Raw genomic sequence first — 25,532 nt, forward strand, 5'->3', positions numbered from 1 at the left:
ATCAATCTTCCTTCCAGGAGGCCAGGCGCGCGTAATAGTGCTCAATTTGTGAGTGTAGGGCGTCGGGTACAGCGGCATACGCGCCGTGCACCACGACCGGGTTCAGCCAGCGCATGTTGCAATAGATTGCCGTTGCGTGGAGGGGTTGAGCCAACACCGAGAAACTTGGGTGGCCGCCTATTTGGAAATGATCGTGCTCGCCACCCGTCGTGACGGCCCACAGCAGACTCTTATCTTTGAGGGCAACAGAGCCTTTGCCGTATGCCCAGCCGTGAGTGAGTACTTTATCGATCCATAATTTCAAAAGGGGCGGGGAGCTGTACCAATACATCGGATGTTGCAATACCAGCAGCTGTGCTTGATCGACCGCTCTCTGTTCAGCCTCGACGTCGATATTGAAGTCCGGATAAAGGTCGTACAGGGAGCGGACGACTACGTCCGGATTACTGGCTACGTGTTCGAGCATAGCTTGATTGACAAGTGATTTTTCGGGGTAGGGATGAGCGTAAATGATAAGAATCAAGATGACCTCCAGGAGGTCCGTTAGGTCGATGAGTAATAGAACCCACCCCACGTAAAGGACGGTTCTCATTCAAGCACTTTGAGGCAAATTAATCATTTTGAATGAAAAAAGCCCTTCCTGGAGAAGATGCCAAGTCCCAAGGGACGAGATGCACCAATCCAGAAAAGGCTTGATTATCAGGGCAGCGTTTTATTCGCCAGCTTGTAGTTTTAGCACCTTTTCTGCGGTGATGGGCTCTCCGGCAATACCCCAGCTGCCGCTTTTGACCTCCTCGAAAAGAACCCAAGTGAGAGCGCGCATGTTTTCACCCTCCACTGAGACCATAGCCTCGGTAACTTTATGAATCACCTCGGCTTTTTGTTCTTCCGTGAAAACGCCTTCGATACCTTTAATAATGACTAACGGCATAGTGTGCTCCATTTATGCAAGGGCTGAGGGTCAGTGTCGAAGACGCCCATCTCTTCGTGACCTTGGGGACGCGGGTTCTTCCGGTTTTTACAGCGGACATGACAGGTGGGCTCCGCATTACGACAGGCCAGCCCACGCAAAACTCCACATAGGCTGTGCCCTTAAAGCAATTACGCTTTAGCCGGAACAGGTTTAGCTGCGTTAACGTAATTCGGATAGTCAGTGTAGCCCTTGTCAATCGAATCGCTGACGCCGTAGTAGGTTGCACGATCGCCTTCCGCCAATGGCCAGCCGTTCTGCATGCGCTCTACCAGATCAGGGTTGGCAATGTAGGCGGTGCCGAAAGCGATCAGGTCGAGTTCACCTTTGGCGAGTTCAGCCTCTGCGATCTCTTTGGTGAAGCCGCCGGCAGCCATCAAGGTGCCTTTGTAGACTTCGCGGAATGCGGCGCCGAAACCCGGAGGTGTTTGCGCGGCGAGGATGGTCGGTTGGTAGTTAAGGTGAACGAACGCCAGCTCGCGGTCATTAAGCGCAGCCGCCATGCTCATCCAGGTTTCTTCCTCGCCTTCATACACGCCAAAGTCATAGAGACGGCCAAACGGCGAGAACCGTACACCAATCTTCGAACCACCAATTTCGGCAGCAATTGCGTCAATGGTTTCCAGCAAGAAACGCTGACGATTGGCGATGGAGCCACCGTACTGGTCGGTACGAGTGTTCAGGGCGCTGCTGAGGAACTGATCGAACAGGAACCCGTTGGCGGCCATGATTTCGATACCGTCAAAACCGGCGTCCATCGCCATGCGCGCAGATTTCACGAAGTCCGCGATGACGCGTTTCACTTCCTCAGTTTCCAATGCACGTGGTGCGCTGGGTTGTACCGGGCCGGATTTACCAGGCTCGATCCAGGCATACACAGTGGTATCAACTGCCGGCTGCGTACCCGAAGATACGGGCACCATGCCATGCACCGAGAGGTGGGACATGCGGCCAACGTGCCAGAGTTGCGCAAAAATCTTACCGCCCTTGGCATGCACGGCTTCAGTGACTTTGCGCCAGCCTGGCAAGTGCTCATCTTCGTAAATGCCAGGGGTGTACAGATAGCCGCGAGCCTCGTCGGAAATCGGCAGGCCTTCGGTGATCAACAAACCGGCAGATGCACGTTGCGCGTAATACAGCGCGTTGGATTCATTTGGAATGTTGTTCAGGGTACGGGTGCGGGTCATCGGCGCCATGACAACACGGTTTTTTAGCGCAATGCCTGACAAATCGTAAGGAGTGAACAGCTTATTCATGATTAATCTCGACGTCGTTAAAGAGTTGAATGTCGTGGTCTGATTCAGGACTTGTCAAAGGCGTCCAGCACATGAGTGCTGTAGACCAGCGCAGCCCCTGCGTTCATGTTGATTGCTACGCCCAAAGCTTCCGCAACCTCTTCAGTTGTTACGCCGAGCTTTTTGGCTTCCGCAGCGTGGAAAGCGATGCAGCCATCACAGCGGGTTGTGACAGCGACGGCCAGAGAAATCAGTTCGCGAGTTTTGGCGTCAAGGTGATTTGTTTTCGCACCAGCATTGCCTAGCGATGCCATGCCCTTCAGGGTTTCAGGGGACATGCTATTCAGCTGTACCAGACGGGCATTGATGTCTTGACGGGTTTGCTTCCAATCTTGCATAGGATTCTCACGTGGGCGTTAACGCCCTGTAGGTTCGGGTTAATTTTGAATCTGCGCATACGCTACCATCCAGTTGGTAGGCTTGCAATGAGAAAAGCGACAACCGGCGTAATTCTGTCATTCTTAAGGTGGTCGCGGGCGACACGTAGCTGGAAATCTAGGGTTGCTGGGCGGCTTTGAATCGGGTATTGATTGACTACCTAGTGAATGGTAGCTCTCCTGTCGAGGGCCGATCCCGGACAGCGGAGCCCAGCTCTATCAATCCTCCGGGTGACCATTCAGAAAGCCCTATAGTTAGTAGGAGTCGCTGATGAACTACCTTGCACATCTCCACTTAGGCGGTCAGGAGCCGCAGCAACTGCTGGGGAGTCTTTATGGGGATTTTGTAAAAGGGACGTTTTTAGGAAATTTCTCTGCACGGACCGCAGAGGCAATCAGGCTGCATCGCCGAATTGATGTGTTTACGGATTCCCATCCATTGGTTAGGCGGGCGCTTGGGCGATTCCCTGTAGCAAGACGTCGCTATGCGGGAATCGCGCTCGACATGTTCTTCGACCATTGCTTAGCGCGGGATTGGGAGCTATACGCCGATCTGCCCTTGGACGTTTTCTCTCAAAAAGTCTACCGACTTTTGAAGGACGAGCCCGCGTTGCCGGAGCGCTTGGCTCAAGTCGCGCCGTTGATTATTTCGGAAGATTGGCTTGGCGCGTATAGGGACTTTTCGATGATCGGCCATGGGCTGGAAGTCATCGCCCTGCGCCTATCACAGCCAGAAGGTTTGCTGGGTGCATACGAAGAGCTGACAGGGCTGTATGAGCCGCTGAGTGCGGATTTCCTAGAATTCTATCCACTGCTGTGGCAGTACGCCCAACCGGGTTCGGAATTAGGAAAAACATCGCCAATTCCGATAGTTAACGTTTAGACCAGGCAGCTCGTTTGGATACAAAGAGCTGCCTCTGAAGCTGATTTAATCAGGAATAAAATCAAGCGGTACCTCGCTTGTTGATTTTATCTCTTCCATTGCAAACATCGACGTGATGTTCGCTACAGGCAACTGACCGATGATTTTTTTATAAAGCACGTCATAGGCTTGGATATCCGGCAAGAAAGCGCGGATCAGGTAATCAACCTCACCACTCATCCGATAGATATCAACAATTTCTGTCATGTCGCGAGTCGCTTGATAGAAACGATCTATCCATTCAATGGAGTGCTCCCTTGTTTTGATCATGATGAACACTGTCACTTTTGCATTGAGTGTCGTTCTGTCGAGGATGGCTACACGTTTTTTGATGAACCCTTGCTGCTCCAGGCGTTGAATCCTGCGCCAGCAGGGTGTCATGGAGAGACCGACCTGCTCTGCGAGCTCGGTTACGGGCTGAGTAGCGTCGCGCTGTAGCCCCGCCAGTATTCGACGATCGATACGGTCTAGACGGGAGGAACGATCCGGCAGCTTTGAAGAACTGGTCATTTACACAGCCTCGAAAAAATATTGCACATATAGAGAAAACATTGGAAATGGCTTCCAAGTCAAGAGGTTCAGGTGTGGAAATTTTGCAATAGTTTACCTATTGTCAAATGGTAGTCTTTTTTCAACAGCGAGACGGATCGAGCGGAGTGCTTCATCAGGGAGAAAAAAAGAGGTGCGTTCCAGCCCCAAAGCGGGCGCGCTGAAAATAACAAGAGGCTCAGAGGGCCATCCCCTCGAATCTGCGCTTGGCCGGCGCATCACTGGGAGATACCGATATGATTTTCAAACGTATGGGCATGCGTCTGTTACCGGCATTGGTTCTAGTAGGAGTGGTTTGCGGATCATCAGGCGTTTACGCCGAGGGTGAGGGGGATGGCGTGTGGGCTACTGCTCAGAAATCTGGATCTATTCGATGTGGCACGGCCGAGGCTCCGCCCTACATCATGAAAGACCCGGCTACTGGTGAGTATTCTGGTTTCTTCGTCGATGCGTGCAGAGAATTTGCTGAGATCCTGAAGGTCAAGGCGGTATTTGTAGACACCAGTTGGGACAACATGATTGCCGGCTTGCAATCCAGGAAATGGGATTTAGCACCGGCACTCACGGCTACCCCACAACGTGCGCTTTCTATCGTCTTTTCAAAAAACCTATCAGCTACCGAATCGACCTTTATCTACAACCACAAAAATCCAAAGACGAATCAGCCGAAAAGCGTTGCAGATATCGACCAGCCTGGCGTGACCATCGCTGTATCGTCTGGCACTGCTCAAGATAAGTCACTAACGGCCATCATCAAAAACGCATCAATTATGCGTTTGCCTGGCCCGGACGAGATCCGTTTGGCTGTAATGTCTAAACGCGCTGATGTGATTTTTGATACGTCAGCAGCTAACGACTTATTCGCTGCTTCGCACACCGACTGGGCTGTCGTTCTTAAGCCGGCGCCGGCAATCGACAAGAAAGGCGTTTCGTTCGGTTTACGACGTGATACCTCATACGCTGATCTTCAAGTGTTAGACCTCTATATCAATGACGCTGTCACGACCGGTCATATGGATGAGCTAATCAAAAAAGCTATCGCACACGAGACTAAGTAATTTGTATTAGTGAGTGTTAGAGGCTGTCTGAACTTGGAGTAGAAGCTAATGGCAACTGCAAACTATCTCGTGGAAATGAAAGGTCTGCATAAAAGCTATGCAGGTGGCGTAAAACCTGTACTACAAGGTTTGGACATTAGCATGTGCCCAGGTGACCGTGTCGTCGTGATCGGGCCGAGTGGTGGCGGAAAGAGTACATTGCTGCGAGTGTTAATGGGGCTAGAAGATATTGATAAAGGCCAATTGCTTTTTCAAGGAAAAAACTATATTACGACTGACAAGTTTGGCAGGACAGTGATTGATAAGGAAATCCGTCGTAATATTGGAATGGTGTTCCAGCATTACACATTGTTCCCGCATCTCAATATTCTTCAAAACCTGACACTTGCACCCATCAAGGTGAGAGGTGAATCAAAGCAGTCGGCAGAACTCCGAGCACGTGGTTTGTTGACGAGATTTGGGTTGGAGGCAAAGGAAAAAGCCTATCCAGCTCACCTGTCTGGCGGGCAGAAGCAACGAGTCGCCATCGCCAGAGCTTTGATGCTCGATCCAAAGCTGATGTTGTTTGATGAGGTGACTTCTGCTCTCGATCCCGAGCTGGTAGCTGAGGTCGAGCAAGTCATTATGCATTTGGCTGAACAATCTATGCCAATGGTGATAGTGACTCACGACATGCACTTTGCCAAAAACATCGCCTCACGCGTGATCTTTTGCGCTGGGGGCGTGGTAGTCGAAGATGGGCCACCTGAGCAGGTTCTCGGTAGACCGAAGGAAGCTCGAACGAGAGAGTTCATACAGCGAGTCTTTCATATTGGCGAGACTGCAGGAGTGGGACGTGAACTATCAATTTGATTTGTTCTTTATCGCGAATGGGCTATGGCCGCTGCTCAAGGGATTGGTCGTAACCCTGGAGCTCACGATAGCAGCGAATATCATCGGATTGACCCTGGGTTTCATCATCGCGCTATTGGTGATGAGCCCTAATCCAATTCTCCGTTGGCCTTTTACTTTGTTTATCGAGTTTTTTCGCTGTACCCCTGCGCTTGTTCAGATCGTATGGTTTTTCTACTGCATACCCATCATATTCGATGTTTACATAGACGCACTGACTATGGGGATTTTGGCGATTGGGCTCAACTTGGCAGCGTTCAACGCGGAGGCGTACAGGGCGGCCATCCAGGGCGTTCAAAGCAATCAGTATGACGCAACTGTTGCGCTGGGACTTTCTCCGTTTCAACGAACTGTGTATGTGGTGCTCCCACAAGCATTCCGTTCGGCGCTACCTGTATTGGTTGCAAACGGCATCGGTGCATTCCAGCAAACTGCGCTGGTCGCGATCGTCGCCTTGCAAGATCTAATGTATATGGGAAAAATTTTGGCCACCGACACTTATCGACCTATCGAAGTGTTTACCGTCATTGCTCTTATATATTTCGCTATATCGTTCCCTGTATCTCAGCTCGTAGAATATATAGAGCGACGCCGTAAAGCGGAAAATTCATGAGGACGCGACCATGGAACTAGATTTCTCAGTAGTTTTTGATTACAAGGCCGCGTTATTTTTTGGACTCTTATTAACTCTAAAACTCACAGCGATATGCGTTGTGTTGGGGTGTGCTTTAGGTTTCTTGGTTGCGATTGCAAGAAGCTCCAAAAGTAAAATTCTCTACGGCGTCAGCACTGTCTACGTGGCACTGTTTCGCGGTACCCCCGTGTTGATTCAGTTGTTTTGGATGTTTTTCTGCTTGCCTCTGGTCTTAGGCGTTGAACTCTCGAACCTGACTTGCGGAATCATCGCGCTGACGTTGTATATGGCGGCGATCACCAGTGAGACGTTTCGTGCATCGTTCAGCTTCGTTAGCAAAGAGCAACATGATGCGGGGGTTGCTCTCGGACTGACTTACCGTGTCCATACGGTGTACGTTCTTCTACCGCAGGCGCTCCTCAGAGCGGCTCCCACACTGTTATCGAATTGCACTAGCTTGTTTAAGGAGAGTGCACTCGTCTCCGCCGTGGGTATGGCTGACTTGATGTTCGTTAGTCAAAACATATCTAACCGAACAGGGCATCCAGTGGAGTTGTTGACCGCTGCTGCAGTCATTTATTTTGTAATTGCGTTTCCTATTACTCGCGCTGTCACGGCCCTGGAGCGGAAAATTTTGCACACCATGGCTATTTAGTTAAGCAAAAAAACCAACCCTTTGTAGCGATTGAAAACAGTTAATAAATTACGCGCTCGTAGCGAAGTAGGATGACTATGTTTAATGGCGATAGACCTTTCATTAGCGGACAAGAATCTGAAATCAACCATTCAATGTGGTCTGCGACCGGTGGGGAAAAGCCAGAAAGCGTGATTCTGGCGCGGCAAGAGTCTTGCGATGTCTTGATCATTGGCGGCGGATTCAATGGCGTGACTGCTGGGCTCCACTGTGCAGAACGCGGCGCTAGGACAATATTGGTTGAAGCCCAAGAAATTGGTTCTGGTGCTAGCGGACGGAACGCAGGGCAGGTAAATCCTGGTCAGTTTCTCTCGCCGGAACAAATTCTTCGTGCGCTCGGCCCGGATTACGGTCAGCTTTTTTTGAAGGAGTTGGGCAGCGCGCCTGACGTCGTCCGTCAACTGATACGCGATTACGGTATTGACTGTGCCGCTGACGAAAGGCCTATCATCCGCTGTTCAACGTCTGCTCAGAAAACACGAGAACTCGAGACCCAGGCCTCGGATTGGCAAGCCTTGGGCGCGAATGTTCAGATGGTCTATGGCTCTGAACTCGAAGAGATGAACGGATCGAGCCGATATAAAGCTGCACTGATCGATCACCGCGGATTTACGCTTCAACCGCTTGCCTACGTGCGCGGGTTAGCGCGAGCCGCAGTCGCCAGAGGTCTTAGAATTTCTACTGGGTCTAAAGTGACATCCCTGGAACCTTCAGGCACCGGATGGGTTGCTACCACCGGCAATACGACAATAAAAGCCGATAAGGTCATTCTCTCAACCAACGCATACAGCAATGATCTGGTACCAGGTTTCAAAGAGGAAATAATGCCTCTTGGTGCTTTTGGTATCGCCACTGCAGATCCGTTACCTCCTGAGTGGAGAGAGCGAATTTTGCCTCACTACATAGCCATGTGGGACACCCATAAGATACCGCTGTGGTTCAGATATGACCCGGTAGGGCGTCTTCATGTTGGGTCTATTGGATTCCTTCCCATTCATTCGGAAGGGGATAATTGGGTAAATCGCGCCATGAAGTTTGTCTACCCATTCGCGCCCACATTTAAATGGGGTTATCGGTGGTCGGGCACGCTTGGCCAAACGGTCGACAGATTGCCGCATCTCGTTGAACCGCGCCCGGGCATCTTTGCAACCATCGGATGTAACGGACGAGGCATTGCGCCAAATGCTTATTTCGGAAAAATGCTGGCTAAAATCGCACTCGGCGATGATGTAATCACTCCGTTGCCACTAAGAAAGTCTACGAAATATCCAATGCGTGAGATTGCATTAGAAGCCTATGACGCTGGAATTCGTTTCTATCGTAATACGTTACTTTTTACGTAACCAAAACGAAAAAAAATCGTGGGCTTTGCAGTGCTGTTGGAGGTCTTTGTTCACGTGTTAGCGAATCCTGGAAAAATAATTCCAAGAGTTCGTTGTTTTTTAGAAAGTTATTCAGTTTTTCCTAACTTTAGTGGTGAAGATTGGAAACTGCTTTTGGTGAAGGAAGAATACACTGACTTTATCGAGCCCGATTAGCGAAATAGCGAAATGAGCGGCCCCTAGGCTGTTTGCGACGAGATGACCTATATTTCGGTTCTATGTAGATAGGTGAAGAAAAATGAGTGTGAAATCAACAGAATATAGTGCTCTAGATGAACTGGCGTCCAGGGTGCAGACCGATCTCCACGTTCTACGTTTTCCTCATGACCCTTGGGTACTGCCTCAGACGCACCCTAGCGGCAAGCATGTCTATGACGTTGCTATCATCGGGGGAGGCCAAGGCGGGTTGGCAATCGCTGCAGGTCTCTTACGCGAACGGGTTGATAACATCGTTGTTTTTGATCAGCAGCCCAAAGGTCTGGAAGGCCCCTGGAACAATACGGCGCGGATGCGCACTTTGCGTACCGTTAAGCATTTGCCGGGTATTGATGCGACATTAAGCAGTCTTGCACCTCAAGCATGGTACACAGCCAAATACGGCGAAGAGGCTTGGGAAGAGCTGATCAAAATTCCGAAGGGGGACTGGCAAGAGTATCTAACATGGTGTCGCGATACGCTGAAGATCCCAGTCGAGAATCTTACTGGCGTCTCCAAGGTCATTCCAGAAGACAAACTATTTCGATTAGAGCTGAACAGATTCGACGGTCGAGGGGAAATATCGGCTCGCGACGTTGTTTATACTCGCAGAGTGGTTGTTGCGACGGGCGTTGATGGCGGCGGGGCCTGGCACGTACCCAAGTTCATCTCATCGGCATTGCCTAAAGATCGGTATGCATCTTCAGGAGAGCATATTGATTTTTCCAAGCTTGTAGGGAAAAAGATAGCGGTTCTCGGTGCAGGCGCATCAGCATTCGACAACGCTTCGACCGCGCTTGAGGCGGGAGCGTTAGAAGCGACTGTTTGTATTCGTCGCAAAGATATCCAGCGCATTAACCCTCAGATCTGGATGGCAAAAGCAGGATTTCTTAATCATTACGCTGATATGGATAATTCCCTGAAGTGGAAATACATGCGGCATATGTTCAGGTACAACATTCCAGCTCCGCAGGACGCCTACAATCGCTTGTCAGGCTTAGCAGGTGCGAGCGTTCGTACCCATGCGGCCTGGGAAGGGGTGAAACTCGTAATGGATGACGGAAAAGAACACGTTGAGGTCACCCTGGCGTCTGGAGACAAACTCAACGTGGACTACTTGATAGTCGCCGTTGGTTTTGTGAATGATTTTTCTCTACGCCCGGAGCTTTCAAGCATTGCCAATGACATAGCACTCTGGCAAGACAAATATAGCCCGGCTCATGGGGAGGAAGATGCTCAAATTTCCAGTCATCCCTACCTGGGCGAGAATTTTGAATTTGTCGAGAAACGGCCCGGGGAAGCGCCCTACATTTCGAAAATTTTCAATTTTACCTACAGCGCGCTCGTCAGTATGGGGCTTTCCGGCTCGGCTATCAGCGGCTTTAGATATTCGGTTCCTCGCGCAGTACGTGGAATCACCAAGTCACTCTACCTTGAGGATGCTGAAGAGATTTACAATAAGTTCACCGATTACGCTGAGCTTGAGATGGTAGGGGTCGTTCCCTTCAATAATTCAACTCAAGCAAGCAAGAGTTTCGCTGATTGAGTCAAGCATCGTTGGTTAGTCCGTGATAGGTATCACTAAGCGATACTTTTACTAAAATACAATTATAATTTTTAATATCCGTTAATAGTGGATAGGGATTATTTTATGCGAGATATTTCAACTTTGTTAGCACCAGCTGCCGTCGGCCCCTATTCGCAAGCAGTCTGTCATGGCGAATATCTTTTTGTTTCGGGACAGCTCGGCATTGACCCTTCCAAGGGAGAACTGGTGGCGGAAGATGCCTTGCTTCAAATGAAACAGTGCCTCAGTAATATTTCAGCGATTGCTGGAGCAGCGGGTACCGATATTTCGAAGACGATCAAAACAACAATAATGGTTACGAACTTAGGTGATTTCGCCAGGTTGAATGAAGTGTATGCGACCTATTTTTCTTCACCGTTCCCCGCTCGCGCCACGTTCGAGGTTTCCGCACTACCGAAAGGTGCCCTTGTCGCAGTAGACGCAATTGTCGCATTGGACTGAATGTTGAATCAGTGGTCAACTACAGGATATTTATGAATCTTAATCTCGGAAATCAGGATAAAGAGTGGACACGCTGGGCGATCGGCGTGTTGCAGGGGGATGCCAATCGTTCTGCCGATACACATCTGATTCCTTTAGATTTTAATGGGTTGCCTGGAATATCGATTTATCTGAAAGATGAGTCTACTCATCCTACAGGCAGTCTGAAGCACCGCTTGGCACGATCGCTTTTCCTGTATGGCATCTGCAATGGCTGGATAAAAAAAGGTACTTTATTAGTCGAGGCATCTTCTGGCTCAACAGCGGTCAGTGAGGCGTATTTCGCTAAGCTCCTAAATCTGCCCTTTACTGCAGTCATGCAGCGTTCCACCAGTTGCCAGAAAATCGATGCTATCAATCGTCTGGGGGGGACATGTCACTTTGTTGACAATCCTGGGGCTATCTATACGGTTGCCGAGCAACTTGCTTGTGAAACGGGTGGTCATTATTTAGACCAGTTTACAAATGCAGAACGCGCTACGGACTGGCGCGGCAATAATAACATTGCTGAAAGTATATTTTCGCAAATGGCAATGGAGCAAGATCCTGAGCCCGCTTGGGTGGTTATGAGTGCCGGCACGGGAGGAACATCAGCCACCATCGGAAGGTATATAAAGTATAAGCATCTGAATACTCGACTTTGTGTCGTTGACGTTGAACATTCCGCTTTCTACGAATCCTACGATACTGGGGATAAGGCGAGCATTTGTGCCACTCCCTCTCGAATCGAAGGTATCGGTCGGCCGAGGGTAGAGCCTTCGTTCATCCCGGATGTCATCGATCACATGATAAAGATTCCAGACGCCGCTTCACTTGCTGCCATGCACGTTCTTTCAGAGCGGCTATCGCGTCGAGTTGGTGGTTCTACGGGAACGAATTTCTTTGGTGTTTGTTGTATCGCGGAGCAAATGCACTCACAGAAGCAGACGGGATCGATAGTATCGGTAATTTGCGATTCGGGAGATCGTTATGCCTCTACGTATTACGATGCTGACTGGCTTAAAGAGGCCAATATTGATATAAGGCCTTATGAGAAGTATTTGAATTCATTTCTCGATGGAGAAACTTCAGATGTGTCACTGGTCAACCTCTGTAAAAATGTACGAGGCCAGTAGTCGATTTTGACTCATGATCGCTTATTAATAAGCTGACGACGCTTATGCACGCTTTAAATAATCAGGCACCTGATTATAAAAAACCAGGTGCCTTTCGGTTTGCGCCAATCGGTATCTTGGAGATCAGCCGACGAGCACTTCGCTGATCTGAATGATGGGCTTGAGATTGGTGTAATTGGCGATGTCGGCCCCGATGGCCTTGGCATGCGGCCCGAATGCTGCGGCGAATGCATCGAGTGATTCGAAGAAGAGATGACCAATCGCAATGTAGGTCGGAGCGCTTCCAGGCACTGGACCTTGAAGGCCTTTTTCAATAGTGAAGTGACTGCAGGCCCCGGCCATCTTCTGCTGAATCATCGTCATATGCTGATCACGATAGTAATCGAAGTCGAAGGTTGCGCCAGCTTCATTCGGGTACAGAATGCTTACGGCAATCATTGGATTTATTCCCCTGGTTTATTGATTAAACGGATGGAACACCAGCAGGGCGTTCGCCTGAGACGGTTGTTCGATGCATGAGGCGCAGGTGACCGTCGTAGCCGCCGTCTGCATTGTGCAGCGTACAGCGGTTGTCCCACAGGGTAAGCATGTTCGGCGCCCACCGGTGACGGTAGACATAGATGTCCTGCACCATGTGGTGATACAAAAAACTCAACAACGCCGTTGACTCTCCATGATTCAGACCCTGGATACTCTGCGTGTAGACAGGGCTAACATACAGAGCCCTGCGACCGGTTACCGGATGTACTCGTACCAGCGGGTGCGGCCAGGTCTTGTCGGCGTCTTCACTGACTACGATCTTCATTGAGCGTACTTCTGTCTCTTTTGCGAACAGACCGTTTTTACCATAAGGCATGCTCGCAGAATGTATCGCGACAAGAGGGTTCAGGAGTCCCTTCATCGTCTCAGAAAGGTCATCGTAGGCACGATACCCGTCGGCAAATAGTGTATCGCCACCCACGGGCGGAGTGATCTTGGCATGCAGGATGGTTCCCGCCGGCGGCTGTTCCTGAAAGCTCCAGTCTGAGTGCCACTGGGCACCAAAGTTGACTGCCTTTTCTTCAGCCTCGCGTCTGAGTTCGAGAATGTGCGGATGAGCCTCCATTGGGACGATGTATGGATCCACTCCAAACTCACCAAACTGAAGCGTGAACGCCTCCAGTTGTGCGTGGGAGAGCGGCTGATCCGGGAAATAAATGACCGAATGCCTGGCCCACGCGTCCTTCACTTCTCCTAGTACCGCTGCCGTGAGTGGCTTATCTATAGAGATACCGGTAACCCTGGCGCCAAAACCGTGAGCCTCGGGTTCCACCTGTATATGCCTGAAGTAGCTCTCCATATCGCAGTCCCCTTCTCTCGTTTTTATAAAAAATCACAGGATGACCGTGGAGCGATTCTCCGACGCCAGTCCTTTGCTGTCGTTGCTACAGTGCGACAGAGAATTGATTTGGGATGCCAGTACCTCGGGCGGTTGTTCCCCGTTTTAATTAAATTGTCGTGTCGGAACAAATATTTGGCGTGTGGTGCCATTCACGCCGATTCCCCCACGTAGCCACACTCAGCCAGGCTGCGTAGCGACTGCGCACCCATGACCATAAAACCCCCGGAAAGGGCAGGGAAGGGAAGAACGATGAGCGATTACGATCTGAGTTTTAAGCGCGCGTTGGCCCGTGGTGAGCTAGACGGCAGGTTCGATACGATTGTCATAGGTTCTGGCGCAGGCGGCCTGAGCACAGCCGCATTGTTGGCGCTCGACGGACAGCGCGTTTTGGTGCTTGAACGCCACGCGGTGTTGGGCGGTTGCTTGCAATCTTTCAAACGCCAAGGCTTCGAGTGGGACGTTGGCCTGCACTATATGGGTGAGGTACACCGCAAGGCGAGTGGACTCTATCGCCTGTTCGACAAAGTCTCAGGCGGTCAGCTTGAATGGGCACCCATGCCCGAAAACTACAATCGCATTATCGTCGGTGCCAATAGCTACGATCATATGGCCGGTGCACAAGCCTACAAGGATCGACTCAAGGACTACTTTCCGAAGGAGGCGCGCGCGATCGATCGTTACGTGGAGCTGGTGGGGGAGGCAAGCCGGGCGGCGAAATTCTTCTTCGGTGAGCGGGCGTTGCCACATTCAATTTCTGAAGCCGCTTTCACCAAGGCTCAAACAGCATTCATGCCACTTGCACAGCGCACAGTGCAGGAAGTATTGGACGAGTTGACTGACAACGCTGACCTCAAGGCAGTCTGGTGCGGGAATTACGGGGACTACTGCAATTCTCCTGCCGAGGCCTCTTTTGCGATCCATGCCATGGTTTTCAGCCATTACATCGAGGGTGCCAGTTACCCCGTTGGCGGTTCGCAACGCATCGCCACAGCCATGGCCGACACTGTACGTGCCGCAGGAGGCGCTTGCCTGGTGGCGGCAGAGGTTGTGAGCATCGAGCTGAGTGATGGTTGCGTAGTAGGTGTGCAAACCGCCGACGGAAGCCAGATTCGCGCAGACAGAGTCGTCAGCGCGATTGGTATCTCTCAGACCGTACCGTTGCTGGCTCATGCAAATCCTGAATTGGCGCAACCATTGGGCGAGGTCACTAAGAGCATTGGTACAACTCAATGTTTTGCTGTGCTGAACCTGGGCATCGACATCGCAAACGCTGATCTGAACATTCACCCAGCCAATCTGTGGGTGCACCCAAGCAATGATCTGCCGGCGAACCTTGCACGGTACAAAGCTGATCCAGAGGGACAGCCCATGCCCTTGCATTTCATTGCCCATCCATCACTGCGGGATCCAAGTTGGCCCGAGCGCCACCCTGAGCAGAGCACGATGGATATTTGCGGCTTAACTGATTGGTCTGTGTTCGAGCGGTTCACTGGCACGAAGTGGAAGCACAGAGGTGCAGAGTACGAGGACATGACGGCAAGACTGAGCGAAGACCTTTTGGCCGTGGCCCTAAAACACTATCCTCAAATCTGCGGACGCATTGCTCATGCCGAGTTGGCTACACCTCTAACCTTCAATCACTTTCTAAATCGTAGTCGCGGCAATTTCATGGGGTATGAGCAAACGCCACTGCGTTTTGCACAGCGCTGGATGCGCGCGCACGGCCCTGTTAAAGGTTTGTTCTTCGGCGGACAGGATGTGACCGCTGCCGGAGTCAGTGGCGCGATGGTCAGTGGGCTGGTCGCGGCGAGTGCGGTTCTTGAGCGTGACCTTTTTCGAGAGCTTTAGCCCTCAAGTTCGCACCGGGTCAAATTCGCTTCACAAGTCGTATTTTGATGATCGGCGCTCTCAGTGCTGTTGATTGCAAGAGCCTTTCCTTCAGCCAATAAACTGCCTACCAACTCATGCCGCAGGGCGCTAGGTGCCTTACCGAAGTGACCTCGCACAGCATGCGAAAACGCGCTGGGCTCTGCATAGCCCAGTCGTTCTGCCAGCATCACAAGAGGTAGATCGGGATCAGCCAGGCCTTCCAGTGCCTCGCTCATACGTACCGCTTCCAGTAATTGACGGAAGGATGAACCGCGCTCAGCCAATCGACGTTGAAGAGTACGTCTGCTGAGATCCAGCGAGCGCGCTACGCTGTCGCAGTTCGCCTGGGCAAATCCCTGCGCGGCGATGGCTGCACTGACGTAATCCAGAAGCGTGTCCGAGCGACCCTGGGTTTTAATCATCGCCTCAGCGCGCCCGAGTAGGATGCGAAGCAGTGTTGGATCGGCAGCCTGCCAGGGTGAGTCCAGCTGTTCAGCGCCAAATACGACACGAGCGTGCTCGACTCCGAGAATGACCGGAGAATCAAAATAGACTTGATAGCGGTCGGCTAAACACGCGTCAGTACCCGGTAGCTCAATTCTGTTTGGCCTACGGTCAGCCGGCATACAGTTATAGAGCAGGCGCATGTACGCGGCAAACAGCGAATCTATCTGGGCCGGATGCATGGCAACCGGGCTGGGTGTTACGTGGTAAACCAGATGAACACCATTTTTGGACGCAGGTTCAATTAAAAAACGACCAGAGTTGCTAACCAATTGCTGCAGCCTGACCGTATGGGCGAGCGCCTGGCGTAATGAACTACTGTGCATCAACACCAGTGCTACGACGTTCATCGATTGCAGTGGCAATGCTACACCAACCTTCAAGCCGAGCAGCGGATCCTGGGAGAGTTGCATTGCGCGTTGCCAGAGCCTCCTCACTTGCACGAGTTGCAGCTGCCGCGTAGGCGCCACTTCTTCCCAGTGTTGAGTCCAGGGCGCGCCCAAACGGGAAGGCTCGATACCTTGCCGAGTCAGTTCCTCGATGACGCCTACAAGCCAAGTGGCACTGACGGTGAGAGGTCGGGTCATTCTATGTCCGTTAGCTGCCACACAATGCTTGCTCGGAAAGAGGTGAGACCCTTACCTGGCGCTGCATTGCAAATCGGTGGCTCAAGGTCGGCGAAGTGTTACGACAGACTGTGTAGCACGTCTGATAGGGATATTCCAAGGCCTGGCCGGCAGCGTCGATTTTGCGTCGAGATACGCGTAGGGGGTTGGAAGTCTGAGGACGCGGAAGGATGGGAATGTGGAAATGCTGCTATCGAAATCGGTCATTTTGATAAACGGGCAGCTTGGGGCTGCCCGCTATTTGGTATCACTTCAATGGAGCGTCTGATCAGATTTTTACGGGTTCACCTAAAACATGCATCAGGCGATTTGCCCAACCGAAGATGGCCGTGGCCAGCACGAGGTCGACAACTCCAAGCGTGTCAAAGCCGAGCTCTTTCAAGGCATAGGCATGCCGGGCATTCAACGCGGGAGGTGACTTGGCCAACTCAACCGCAAAGTCAAACAACGCCTGGGAGCGCTCATCCAACTGTGCTTCGGTTTCATCTGCAAAAATTTTTGCGACCAGCTCGGTACTTTTGGTCAGCTGATTGTACCGGGCGCCGTGTACCGCTGCGCAGTAGACGCAACGATTAACAATTGAAGAACCAATCGCACCCAACTCACGCTCAGCCGGGGGTAAACCAGCACGTCCGTACATGATGGCGTTGAACAGAGGAGATCGTACCGCGAGGGATTCAGGATCATGCGCAAGCGTCAGCACATACTCCGAGATCTTTTTGCTCGATGGAGTCACTTTCATCGCATCAAGCTGCTCTTGGCTCGCACTTTCTAACTCGACAGGCTTGATGTACGGCGACCAGTGAGGCACCGATACGGTGAAATTATGCACGACCTGGCTCATTTCATTTCTCCTGCAATTTTGAACCCTGCTACGACCCGGAGCTGGTAGTTAACGAAAGCGAGCACTTCAGTGAGCCTTACGATGTCCGGTTCTGAAATTCCAGCAGCCTTTAACGTATCGATATCTTGCTTTGTAGCTTCTCGCGGCTTTTGAGTGACCAAGTCCGTGAATTGGATGATCGCCATGAACCGTTCATCCCCGTAGGCGGCCTGCTGAGGATCGGCGGCAACATAAAGGCCTTCTTCACCGCCTGCTGCCACAAGACACGCATGGTAGTGATCGGCCAGTTCTTCAGAGTTGCTCAACCGAGTGATTCGTTCAGCAAGGGCTGCACGTTCTGCATGTGACAGACCACCGGGATGCTTCGGAATGATCACGGCATCATGGCTCGCTTGACTCAACGCCATAATTTCTGCCCGCTCGGCAATGGCCATCGCGAGCGGAGAGTTTTCGTTTGCGCCGACAAGACGCTCGATAATATTCGGAGTAAGCATAGGAGTTCCAATAGTTAGCGACGCGTTATTCCTGAATGCAGCAATGCTCTATAGCGAACTGAAAAACAGGTTCGCCAAACGTTAAAGGACGCTCGCAAGCGAAACGAACTTTGTGGTCATGAAAGCATCCAGTGCGCCAGGCCCACCTTCGGTTCCGTATCCTGAGTCTTTAACGCCGCCAAATGGATGCTCGGGTAGTGCAACGCTGTGATGGTTGATCGAAATGGCACCAGACTCGATCCCGTTGAACAGCTTATTTGCCGAACTCAGTGATCGGGTATAGGCATATGCAGAGAGACCGTATGGCAGCCTGTTCGCTTCCCTGATCGCTTCATCGATGTCGTCAAAAGAATTGATCAACGCAATGGGGCCAAATGGTTCTTCAACCATGGCGCGCGCGCTCACCGGTACATTCGTGAGAACGGTGGGTTCGAAAAAATAACCCTTGTCGCCTACGCGATTTCCGCCGGTCTCCAGCTTCGCTCCGTGCGATACCGCATCCGCGACGAGCTCCTCTGTCGCCTTGAGCCGGCCAAGGTGAGCCATCGGGCCCATCGTTACCAGTGGATCAAGACCATCGCCCACCTTGATGGCTCGTGCGCCTTCCACGAAGCGGGAAACAAACTCATCGAACACTTTAGAGTGAACGATGAAGCGAGTCGGGGAGACGCAGACCTGGCCCGCATTTCGATATTTGGCGGCGACAGAAATCTTCACTGCTGTAGCGATGTCCGCGTCGTCCATAACGATCACCGGTGCATGACCACCCAGTTCCATAGTGGATCGCTTCATATGCAGCCCTGCGAGGCTCGCAAGCTTTTTGCCGACTGGCGTCGATCCGGTGAAGGTCACTTTGCGGATGGAGGGATGAGCAATCAAATACTCGGAAATCTGGCTTGAGTCGCCAAACAGCAGGTTGACGGCTCCTGGAGAAACGCCAGCGTCAGCGAATGCCTTGACAAGCTCGACAGCACACGAAGGTGCCTCGGTTGCGCCCTTCAAAATGATAGAGCAGCCGGCGGCCAGCGCACCAGCGACCTTTTTTACCGCTTGAATGAGCGGAAAATTCCAGGGCGCGAATCCCACTACAGGCCCAATAGGCTCCATCAAGGCAAATTGATGAATGCCTGATGCGCGGGAAGGGATGACACGTCCATAGGCGCGTCTGCCTTCTTCTGCATGCCAATCGATGGTGTCGGCAGTTGCTGCGACTTCACCCATCGCCTCGGCCAGGGGCTTTCCGTGTTCCGCGGTAAGGGTTAGCGCGATATTTTCTGCGCGCTCACGAATGAGGTTTGCCGCTTTGTGCATAATCGTTGCGCGATCAAGCGCGGACACCTGCTTCCAGGTGGCAAAACCTTTTTGCGCAGCGATCGCCGCATCTTCAATGTCAGCCAAGCCAGCTTTCGCAATGAGTCCGATCTGCTCTTCTGTTGCCGGATTTATAACGGGGATCGATTCAGTAGGATGCGTGTTACGCCATACACCGCCAATAAACAATGGTATTTGTTCCATGATCACCTCTTATAGTTGCTAATGGTTTCAACGTCCCATGGCTTGGCTAGAAACTCATTGTGGTGCTTAGCTACAAGCTATCTACGACACATGGGCTTCAATAAAATATAGGGTATCTCCCACCGAAAAATTTTCCGTATTTTTCAAGAATGGGTTCGAATTTAGAATTTACTTCCAAAAATCATGCTGTCTGTAAAAAAATTATTTAATCGATGCCTTCGGTACGATTGCACGCCTACTACAGGGGAGTTTTGGACAGTAGACGTTCCGAGGCTATCCATGGGTATATCGATCCCACTTGGCTGGATAAAGCCACCTATCGAAAGAGCGCTTTTTTCTGATCAGGGGCTTTACCCGCAGGGCAGATTGTTTTTTGCGACGTCAGTCGCGGCTAGCTTTTGATTTCAGAGCAACCCGAAAACCAAAAAACTAGCCTGACTCCGAGGCTCCGTGTGCGCCGGAGTCACCGTTGGCGGAATCGTCTAGGCTACCGGCGTGCGCAGGGTGACGAACTCTTCGGCGGACGTCGGATGCACGGCGATGGTTTCGTCGAAATCGCGCTTGGTCGCGCCCGCCTTCAGCGCAATCGCCAATCCCTGCACGATTTCTCCGGCCTCCGGGCCGACCATGTGGCAGCCCAAGACCTTGTCGGTCTTTGCCTCCACCACCAGCTTCATCAAAGTGCGTTCCGGGCATTCGGTCAGCGACAACTTCATTGGCCGGAAACGGGTTTCAAATATCACCACATCGTGCCCCGCCGCTCGTGCTTCTTCTTCGGTCAGGCCCACCGTGCCGATGTTCGGCTGGCTAAACACCGCCGTCGGGATCATCTTGTAATCCACCGGGCGATACTGCTCAGGCTTGAACAAGCGCCGCGCCACAGCCATGCCTTCTGCCAGCGCGACCGGCGTAAGCTGCACCCGACCAATCACATCGCCCAGAGCCAGGATCGACGGTTCAGCGGTTTGATACAGTTCATCGACCTCGACAAAACCTTTCTTGTCGAGTTTGACGCCAGTGTTTTCCAATCCCAGGTTGTCGAGCATCGGACGTCGACCGGTGGCATAGAACACGCAGTCCGTTTCCAGTTCTCGGCCATCCTGGAGGGTTGCTTTCAGGCTGCCATCGGCCTGTTTGTCGATGCGCTCGATGGCGGCATTGAATTGCAGGTCCATGCCGCGCCGGGTCAATTCTTCCTGCAAATGTTTGCGCACCGCACCGTCGAAGCCACGCAGGAACAGGTCCCCCCGATACAGCAGCGTGGTCTCGGCACCTAAGCCGTGGAAGATCCCGGCAAACTCGACAGCGATATAACCACCGCCCACCACCATAACGCGCTTGGGCAACTCTTTAAGGAAAAACGCCTGGTTGGAATTGATCGCGTGCTCATGCCCCGGAATCTCAGGGATCAGTGGCCAGCCACCGGTAGTGATCAGGATGTTCCTGGCTGTGTAGCGCTGGCCATTGATTTCGACGGTGTGCGGATCGACGATTTTCGCGTGACCTTCATGCAGTGTCACGCCGCTGTTGAGCAGCAGATGGCGATAGATATCGTTCAGGCGGCTGATCTCGCGATCCTTATTGGCGATCAACGTCGCCCAGTCGAACTTCGCCTCGCCCGGCGTCCAGCCAAAACCTTTCGACTGCTCGAAGTCTTCAGTGAAGTGCGCGCCATAGACCAGCAATTTTTTTGGCACGCAGCCAACGTTCACACACGTCCCGCCCAAATAGCGGCTCTCGGCCACAGCCACTTTCGCGCCAAAATTGGCTGAAAATCGCGCAGCCCTGACACCGCCGGAACCTGCGCCAATTACATAAAGATCAAAGTCGTAGGTCATTTTCAGTTCCAGGCACTTGGCGCTATTTTTTCGCGATGGCAGAAATTTCGACCATGACGTCCCTTGGCAGGCGTGCCACTTGGATCGTGGCGCGCGCCGGTGGATTGCTGGTGAAGTAAGTGCCATAGACTTTGTTCATGGCCGTGAAATCGTTCAAATCACGCATGTAGACGGTGGTGCTGACGACATTGGCCATTGTCATGTCGTTTGCTGCCAGAACCGCCGACAAATTGTCCAGAACGCGCTTCGTTTGTTCGTCTACCGTCGATCCGCTGATTTGTCCGGTTGCCGGGTCTAGCGGGATCTGGCCAGACAGGAACAACATATCGCCAGCGCGGATCGCCTGGGAGTAGGGACCGATAGCAGTCGGTGCATTCGTCGTGCTGATTGCAGACGTCTCTTTCATCATCGAACAACCGGCCGTCATGGATAACAAGGTCGCCGCGACAATAAAGCCTGGAATTTTCATTGGATTGATCTTTTTGAAGGAAAGCAAAATGGAGTGTGTGCACTGACCGCGGTCGGTTTTAGTCTCGATAGAAGCGTTGGCTCATGACCGCTCCGTCGCTCAGATAGTGTCTTAAAAAAAACTAATCGAGCAACCTAAAATAAGGCTACCAATTGGTTGGTAGCTTAACAAGGGCTCATTCGAAAGTGTCGCCATTGATGCCGGGCACTCACACCATTACCCCGCGCTACGCAAGGGCGCTGGTTGACGGCGGCTTCGCCGAACGAGGGTAGGGCGAACCCTACGCTTGTCATCATTTACCCTGCTAAGAATCAGCATCGGCCGATAGTCGAGACTTTCTATCGTCTGCACTATGCGCCACTGTTTTGATATTGCGCACTTCCCAGTGCAAAACCAGTGATCGTGTTGTTAATACGCTGATTTGTCCGGATGACTGGGTGTCGTGTTCCGCATCGCAAATGCATTAAATGGGGGGAGGGGCGTTCGCTTGAGTCATATTTCCTTGGCTATCCGGGGGGTTCCGGATGAGCAGTTGTTGATGCGTCAAGGAGGACTGTACTGGGTGGCCGTCGATCGTACTCGCGATGTCGAAGCGCTGGCACTGCAAGGCTTAATCGCATTGCCGCAACAGCATCCGGCCAGCCTGGTTTGGTGTGGCCATTATCCCGAGCACTTGGTTGGCGCGCTGAACGAGCGATCCGGGGCTGGCGAGTTGCGTTTGTTCGAAGTGCCTGAAGCGGTCATCCGTTTGGCCCTCAAGTCGCTACCATCGGAACTGAGTCGCGCTCGAACGCCGCCGGGCAGTCTCCTGCTGTTGATGTTGCCGGCTTCCTCTTGGCAAGCCTTCGACGCGGTGCGACTGCAGCGATGGTGCAGCGAGTTGAGATGCTGGCTGCGTGAACAGCGCTGCACACTCCTGGTCCTGGGCTATGGACAGGCTCCGCAACTGCATGCCGAACTGACCCGTCTCAATGAGCACCTATCCGGCTTGGCACAGTTGTACCGGCGTGATGGGGGTATCCACTATCAGTCGCACTTCTGGCACAACGACCAGGGCGTTTGCGGCGCCCGGGAATTCGAGCTGGACCTTCTGGACTCGGGCTTTGGCTTGGTCCAGGCCGAGCAAGCCACTCCACCCCCCACACGCACCGATGATCAGCGCATCTATGTCGCTCAGCGCGTGGTGCTGGAGGGCGCTGCGGCGCCATCCGAGCAGTGGCGTGTGTTCGAGCGGCGTATCGACCTGTTGCAACAGGCGACCCAAGCCCGCGCCGCGAGCGTACTGGTGGCTGTCGAAAGTGATCAGCAGGTGGAAGCATTGGCGCGCGAGCTGTACCAGCTACGCAAGCATTGCGGTACGGCGCTGAAAATCATTGTGCGAGAAATGGAGCCCTGCTTGCGCTATCGCGACGAGCGTCTGTTGATGTCCTGTGGGGCGAACATCATCGTGCCTTTTGGCAACGCGTTGCCTCGCTTCTTCAGCCTGGTCGACAGTGTGCAGGGTCAAGTGTGGCGCCGCAGGCGCGCGAGCAGCGATCTGGAGTCGTTGCTCGCACGTTTGCGGGCGCCGACCCTACGGGGTCTATTGGCTCCTCAGGAGTTCTTGTCGGTGCTGGATCGGATTTATAGCGGCGCTTCTGGCGAAGTCGAGCACCAACTGCTGCGGTTGCAGCCGCGACGCGCACTGGCAATCGAACAATGCCTGCACCAGATCACCCTGCGCCGTTTCGGCGATATCGCCACCGTGGTGGATGGCGTTCTATATCTGTTTCTGTTCGCTTGCCGCAGTGATGGCCTGGCGTCGGCACTGGGCAACATCTGTCGCCTGCCGTGGCGCAACTTGTTCACCGATTGCCAACCCCTTGCCGAGTTGGATGATTTGCCGCGTGCCGCGTTCCTTAACGCTGCGAGTCTGTCGGACACGTTTCGCCTGGCCCCGGACCGGGCGGAGACAGCGACGCGGGCACGAGCCGAAATGGGTGCCTACATGCCAGAACGAGTCCGTTTGGCGATCACGGACTACTGCCAATGAGTTATTACGAGTTACTCCAGGTCATTGCCACGAGCAGCTTTTTGACGTTGGCGCTGGCCCTGTTGTTGCGCGGTTTCTGGCGTCAGGGACGAGACTGGTTCCAGAGCTTTCTGCCGCCGCGCTACTTGAAGCCTCACCGTATGCCCCGACGCGCCTCGACGCGCCTGCCCCCGAGTGCGCCACATGAGTAAGTTCGAGTCAGCGATCCCTACGGGCGCCGTGCGGAGCGGGCCCGGTCTGGGTCACTGGAACCTGTACTTCATGCTCAAGTTCGCCTTGCAGTGGGGCGGCTACCTGAACGTTCAGGTATTACCCAATCTGTTGCTCGCGGCCTTTTTGCTGATGCCCTTGAACAGCCGTTTTAGCGTCATTGGGCGTCGGCTGATCGCCGTGCCGACGGCGGTGGCGCTGTTCTATCAAGACACCTGGCTGCCACCTTTGAGCAACTGGATGGCATGGCCTTCGGTGGCGGATTTTTTCTCCGGCCATCTCTTGGCGTTGGCCGAGCGTCTGGTCGATTGGAACCTCTTTGGTTGGCTGCTGCTGTTGGTGGTGGCGTATTTGTTTGTCCAGCCCTGGCTGCGCATGACCACGCTGAGCCTGGCCGGTCTGGCCTGGTTGGGTTGTGTCAACCTGCTGGTGCTATACCCGGGCCACGAGCCGGACGCTACGCGAGTCAGCGCGCCGGGCGATACGGTCATGGGGGCAAGCGCGGCGGTCGACAACTACCTGCAGCAGTTCTACCGCACCGAGGCCGAGCGACGAGTCAGATTCACGCCTTCGACCTCTGCCGCGCAGCCCTTCGATCTGGTGCTGATCAACATTGATTCCATGGCCTGGGATGATCTGGAGTTCAGCGGTTTGCGCGACCACCCGTTGCTGCGGCGAATGGACGTGCTGTTCGACCACTTCAACTCGGCCGCCTCCGAGCGCATACCAGCCACGCTTCGGCTGTTACGTGCCGGGTGCGGCCAGACGCCGCGCAGCCAACTGTATGTTCCAGCCGAGGAGCCTTGTCTGCTGTTCGATGAGTTGGGCAGGCAGGGTTTCGTCGGTGAAACCCTGCTCAATCATACGGGGCAGCTCGATGGTTTTCTAAATGCCGTGCAAACCCTGGGCGCGTTGCCGGGACCGGAGATTGATCTCAGCCATTTGTCGCCCGAGCTGATGGGACCAGACGGTTCACCGGTGTTGCGCGATGGCGAGGTATTGGACCTCTGGTGGCAACACCGCCAAGCGCAACCCGATCAGCGAGTGGCGCTGTTCTACAACACCCTGACCTTGCATGAGGACAACCGGCTCGTGACAGACGATGGTGTTGGCCGCCGCGCTGACTACAGGGCACGCGCCCAGACGCTGCTGGACGACTTGAACGGTTTTCTCGAACAACTGGAGCTCAGTGGTCGCCCCGTCGTCGTGGTGATGGTGCCGGATCACGGCGCTGCCCTGCGCGGCGACCGCATGCAGTTCCCCGGCATGCGTGAAATACCCGGCCCGGCGATCACCCAGGTGCCTGTCGGCATCAAGTTGATCGGCATGGGGCGTAACCCTCGCTCCGCGCCTTTGCACATCAGCGAGCCGAGCAGCTACCTGGCCTTGGCGCAAATCATCGACCGGCTGTATGCCTCGTCCTCTCGGGTCGAGGACCAACAGCCGGACTTGCAACCTCTGCTGAAGGGGTTAGCGCAAACCTCGTGGGTGTCGGAGAGCGAAAACAGCGTAGTGCTGGATTACGCCGCAACGCCTTATGTACGGATCGGGGAGAAAGACGCATGGCTGCCTTACCGGGCGATGTCCAAATGAGCGCCAG

General features: G+C 53.2%; 26 protein-coding genes. 13 read left to right on the forward strand and 13 right to left on the reverse strand.

Annotation, left to right across the window (positions count from 1 at the left end; all coding sequences use genetic code 11):
• Position 1: 1 nt before the first annotated feature.
• From kefF to ACODTO_RS00950, 4 genes are all read right to left on the reverse strand, one after another.
• Positions 2-523, reverse strand: coding sequence for a glutathione-regulated potassium-efflux system oxidoreductase KefF (kefF, locus tag ACODTO_RS00935; protein ID WP_258632506.1), 522 nt, complete (start codon positions 521-523; stop codon positions 2-4).
• A 189-nt stretch (positions 524-712) separates the two neighbouring features.
• Positions 713-931, reverse strand: a complete 219-nt coding sequence (locus ACODTO_RS00940) for a tautomerase family protein (protein WP_258632508.1) — start codon at positions 929-931, stop codon at positions 713-715.
• Positions 932-1,101: 170 nt separating this feature from the next.
• A complete protein-coding gene (locus ACODTO_RS00945) occupies positions 1,102-2,226 on the reverse strand; it encodes an alkene reductase (protein WP_258632510.1) in 1,125 nt (374 codons plus the stop codon).
• Between the two features lie 44 nt (positions 2,227-2,270).
• The gene (locus tag ACODTO_RS00950) at positions 2,271-2,603 is read right to left on the reverse strand and encodes a carboxymuconolactone decarboxylase family protein (protein ID WP_258632512.1); all 333 of its coding nucleotides are present in this window, start codon (positions 2,601-2,603) and stop codon (positions 2,271-2,273) included.
• A gap of 310 nt (positions 2,604-2,913) precedes the next feature.
• Between ACODTO_RS00950 and ACODTO_RS00955 the strand changes: the two genes are divergently transcribed.
• Positions 2,914-3,525, forward strand: a complete 612-nt coding sequence (locus ACODTO_RS00955) for an acyl carrier protein phosphodiesterase (RefSeq protein ID WP_258632514.1) — start codon at positions 2,914-2,916, stop codon at positions 3,523-3,525.
• A 45-nt stretch (positions 3,526-3,570) separates the two neighbouring features.
• Here the strand turns inward: ACODTO_RS00955 and ACODTO_RS00960 are convergent, their stop codons facing one another.
• The gene (locus ACODTO_RS00960; protein ID WP_008015727.1) at positions 3,571-4,074 is read right to left on the reverse strand and encodes an Lrp/AsnC family transcriptional regulator; all 504 of its coding nucleotides are present in this window, start codon (positions 4,072-4,074) and stop codon (positions 3,571-3,573) included.
• A 275-nt stretch (positions 4,075-4,349) separates the two neighbouring features.
• Here ACODTO_RS00960 and ACODTO_RS00965 point away from each other — a divergent pair, with 275 nt between their 5' ends.
• From ACODTO_RS00965 to ACODTO_RS01000, 8 genes are all read left to right on the forward strand, one after another.
• Positions 4,350-5,171 (forward strand): substrate-binding periplasmic protein, encoded by an 822-nt coding sequence (locus ACODTO_RS00965; protein WP_258632516.1) that lies wholly within the window; start codon positions 4,350-4,352, stop codon positions 5,169-5,171.
• 48 nt (positions 5,172-5,219) lie between these two features.
• Positions 5,220-6,023, forward strand: coding sequence for an amino acid ABC transporter ATP-binding protein (locus tag ACODTO_RS00970; RefSeq protein ID WP_309475697.1), 804 nt, complete (start codon positions 5,220-5,222; stop codon positions 6,021-6,023).
• Positions 6,007-6,675, forward strand: coding sequence for an amino acid ABC transporter permease (locus tag ACODTO_RS00975; protein ID WP_258632518.1), 669 nt, complete (start codon positions 6,007-6,009; stop codon positions 6,673-6,675). Before ACODTO_RS00970 ends, ACODTO_RS00975 begins: the two co-directional genes overlap by 17 nt.
• Positions 6,676-6,685: 10 nt before the next feature.
• Complete coding sequence (locus ACODTO_RS00980; RefSeq protein ID WP_258632520.1) at positions 6,686-7,351, forward strand: amino acid ABC transporter permease; 666 nt, start codon at positions 6,686-6,688, stop codon at positions 7,349-7,351.
• Positions 7,352-7,422: 71 nt separating this feature from the next.
• The gene (locus ACODTO_RS00985) at positions 7,423-8,733 is read left to right on the forward strand and encodes an NAD(P)/FAD-dependent oxidoreductase (RefSeq protein ID WP_258632522.1); all 1,311 of its coding nucleotides are present in this window, start codon (positions 7,423-7,425) and stop codon (positions 8,731-8,733) included.
• A 277-nt stretch (positions 8,734-9,010) separates the two neighbouring features.
• Positions 9,011-10,513, forward strand: coding sequence for an FAD-dependent oxidoreductase (locus ACODTO_RS00990; RefSeq protein ID WP_258632524.1), 1,503 nt, complete (start codon positions 9,011-9,013; stop codon positions 10,511-10,513).
• A 105-nt stretch (positions 10,514-10,618) separates the two neighbouring features.
• Complete coding sequence (locus ACODTO_RS00995) at positions 10,619-10,996, forward strand: Rid family detoxifying hydrolase (RefSeq protein ID WP_258632526.1); 378 nt, start codon at positions 10,619-10,621, stop codon at positions 10,994-10,996.
• 32 nt (positions 10,997-11,028) lie between these two features.
• Entirely contained in the window at positions 11,029-12,150 is a 1,122-nt protein-coding gene (locus ACODTO_RS01000) for a PLP-dependent cysteine synthase family protein (RefSeq protein WP_258632528.1), read from the forward strand.
• Between the two features lie 123 nt (positions 12,151-12,273).
• On the opposite strand, the gene ACODTO_RS01005 is transcribed toward ACODTO_RS01000, so the two are convergent.
• On the reverse strand, positions 12,274-12,588 hold the full coding sequence (locus tag ACODTO_RS01005; protein ID WP_258632530.1) for an EthD family reductase: 315 nt from the start codon (positions 12,586-12,588) through the stop codon (positions 12,274-12,276).
• 25 nt (positions 12,589-12,613) lie between these two features.
• Entirely contained in the window at positions 12,614-13,489 is an 876-nt protein-coding gene (locus ACODTO_RS01010; protein ID WP_258632532.1) for a TauD/TfdA dioxygenase family protein, read from the reverse strand.
• Positions 13,490-13,780: 291 nt separating this feature from the next.
• Between ACODTO_RS01010 and ACODTO_RS01015 the strand changes: the two genes are divergently transcribed.
• Positions 13,781-15,379: a phytoene desaturase family protein gene (locus tag ACODTO_RS01015; RefSeq protein WP_258632534.1), complete on the forward strand. Its 1,599-nt coding sequence runs from the start codon at positions 13,781-13,783 to the stop codon at positions 15,377-15,379.
• On the opposite strand, the gene ACODTO_RS01020 is transcribed toward ACODTO_RS01015, so the two are convergent.
• From ACODTO_RS01020 to ACODTO_RS01045, 6 genes are all read right to left on the reverse strand, one after another.
• Positions 15,376-16,491 (reverse strand): AraC family transcriptional regulator, encoded by a 1,116-nt coding sequence (locus tag ACODTO_RS01020; protein WP_258632536.1) that lies wholly within the window; start codon positions 16,489-16,491, stop codon positions 15,376-15,378. The genes ACODTO_RS01015 and ACODTO_RS01020 overlap by 4 nt on opposite strands.
• Before the next feature lie 307 nt (positions 16,492-16,798).
• On the reverse strand, positions 16,799-17,374 hold the full coding sequence (locus ACODTO_RS01025) for a peroxidase-related enzyme (RefSeq protein ID WP_258632538.1): 576 nt from the start codon (positions 17,372-17,374) through the stop codon (positions 16,799-16,801).
• Positions 17,371-17,868, reverse strand: a complete 498-nt coding sequence (locus ACODTO_RS01030; RefSeq protein WP_258632540.1) for a CMD domain-containing protein — start codon at positions 17,866-17,868, stop codon at positions 17,371-17,373. Before ACODTO_RS01030 ends, ACODTO_RS01025 begins: the two co-directional genes overlap by 4 nt.
• Before the next feature lie 81 nt (positions 17,869-17,949).
• Positions 17,950-19,383, reverse strand: a complete 1,434-nt coding sequence (locus ACODTO_RS01035) for an NAD-dependent succinate-semialdehyde dehydrogenase (protein WP_258632541.1) — start codon at positions 19,381-19,383, stop codon at positions 17,950-17,952.
• Positions 19,384-19,865: 482 nt separating this feature from the next.
• Positions 19,866-21,221, reverse strand: coding sequence for a glutathione-disulfide reductase (gorA, locus tag ACODTO_RS01040; protein ID WP_489105835.1), 1,356 nt, complete (start codon positions 21,219-21,221; stop codon positions 19,866-19,868).
• Between the two features lie 22 nt (positions 21,222-21,243).
• Complete coding sequence (locus tag ACODTO_RS01045) at positions 21,244-21,690, reverse strand: RidA family protein (protein WP_258632544.1); 447 nt, start codon at positions 21,688-21,690, stop codon at positions 21,244-21,246.
• A 442-nt stretch (positions 21,691-22,132) separates the two neighbouring features.
• On the opposite strand from ACODTO_RS01045, the gene bcsE reads away from it, so the two are divergent.
• Genes bcsE through bcsG form a run of 3 tightly spaced genes read left to right on the forward strand, consistent with a single transcriptional unit; the run spans position 22,133 to position 25,525 of the window.
• Positions 22,133-23,722: a cellulose biosynthesis protein BcsE gene (bcsE, locus tag ACODTO_RS01050; RefSeq protein ID WP_258632545.1), complete on the forward strand. Its 1,590-nt coding sequence runs from the start codon at positions 22,133-22,135 to the stop codon at positions 23,720-23,722.
• Positions 23,719-23,913 (forward strand): cellulose biosynthesis protein BcsF, encoded by a 195-nt coding sequence (gene bcsF, locus ACODTO_RS01055; protein WP_367575687.1) that lies wholly within the window; start codon positions 23,719-23,721, stop codon positions 23,911-23,913. Before bcsE ends, bcsF begins: the two co-directional genes overlap by 4 nt.
• Positions 23,906-25,525 carry a cellulose biosynthesis protein BcsG gene (gene bcsG, locus ACODTO_RS01060; protein ID WP_258632547.1) on the forward strand — a complete coding sequence of 540 codons (1,620 nt, stop codon included), beginning with the start codon at positions 23,906-23,908 and terminating at the stop codon, positions 25,523-25,525. The genes bcsF and bcsG overlap by 8 nt, the downstream gene beginning before the upstream one ends.
• Positions 25,526-25,532: the final 7 nt, after the last annotated feature.

This window comes from Pseudomonas sp. FG13, assembly GCF_057809755.1.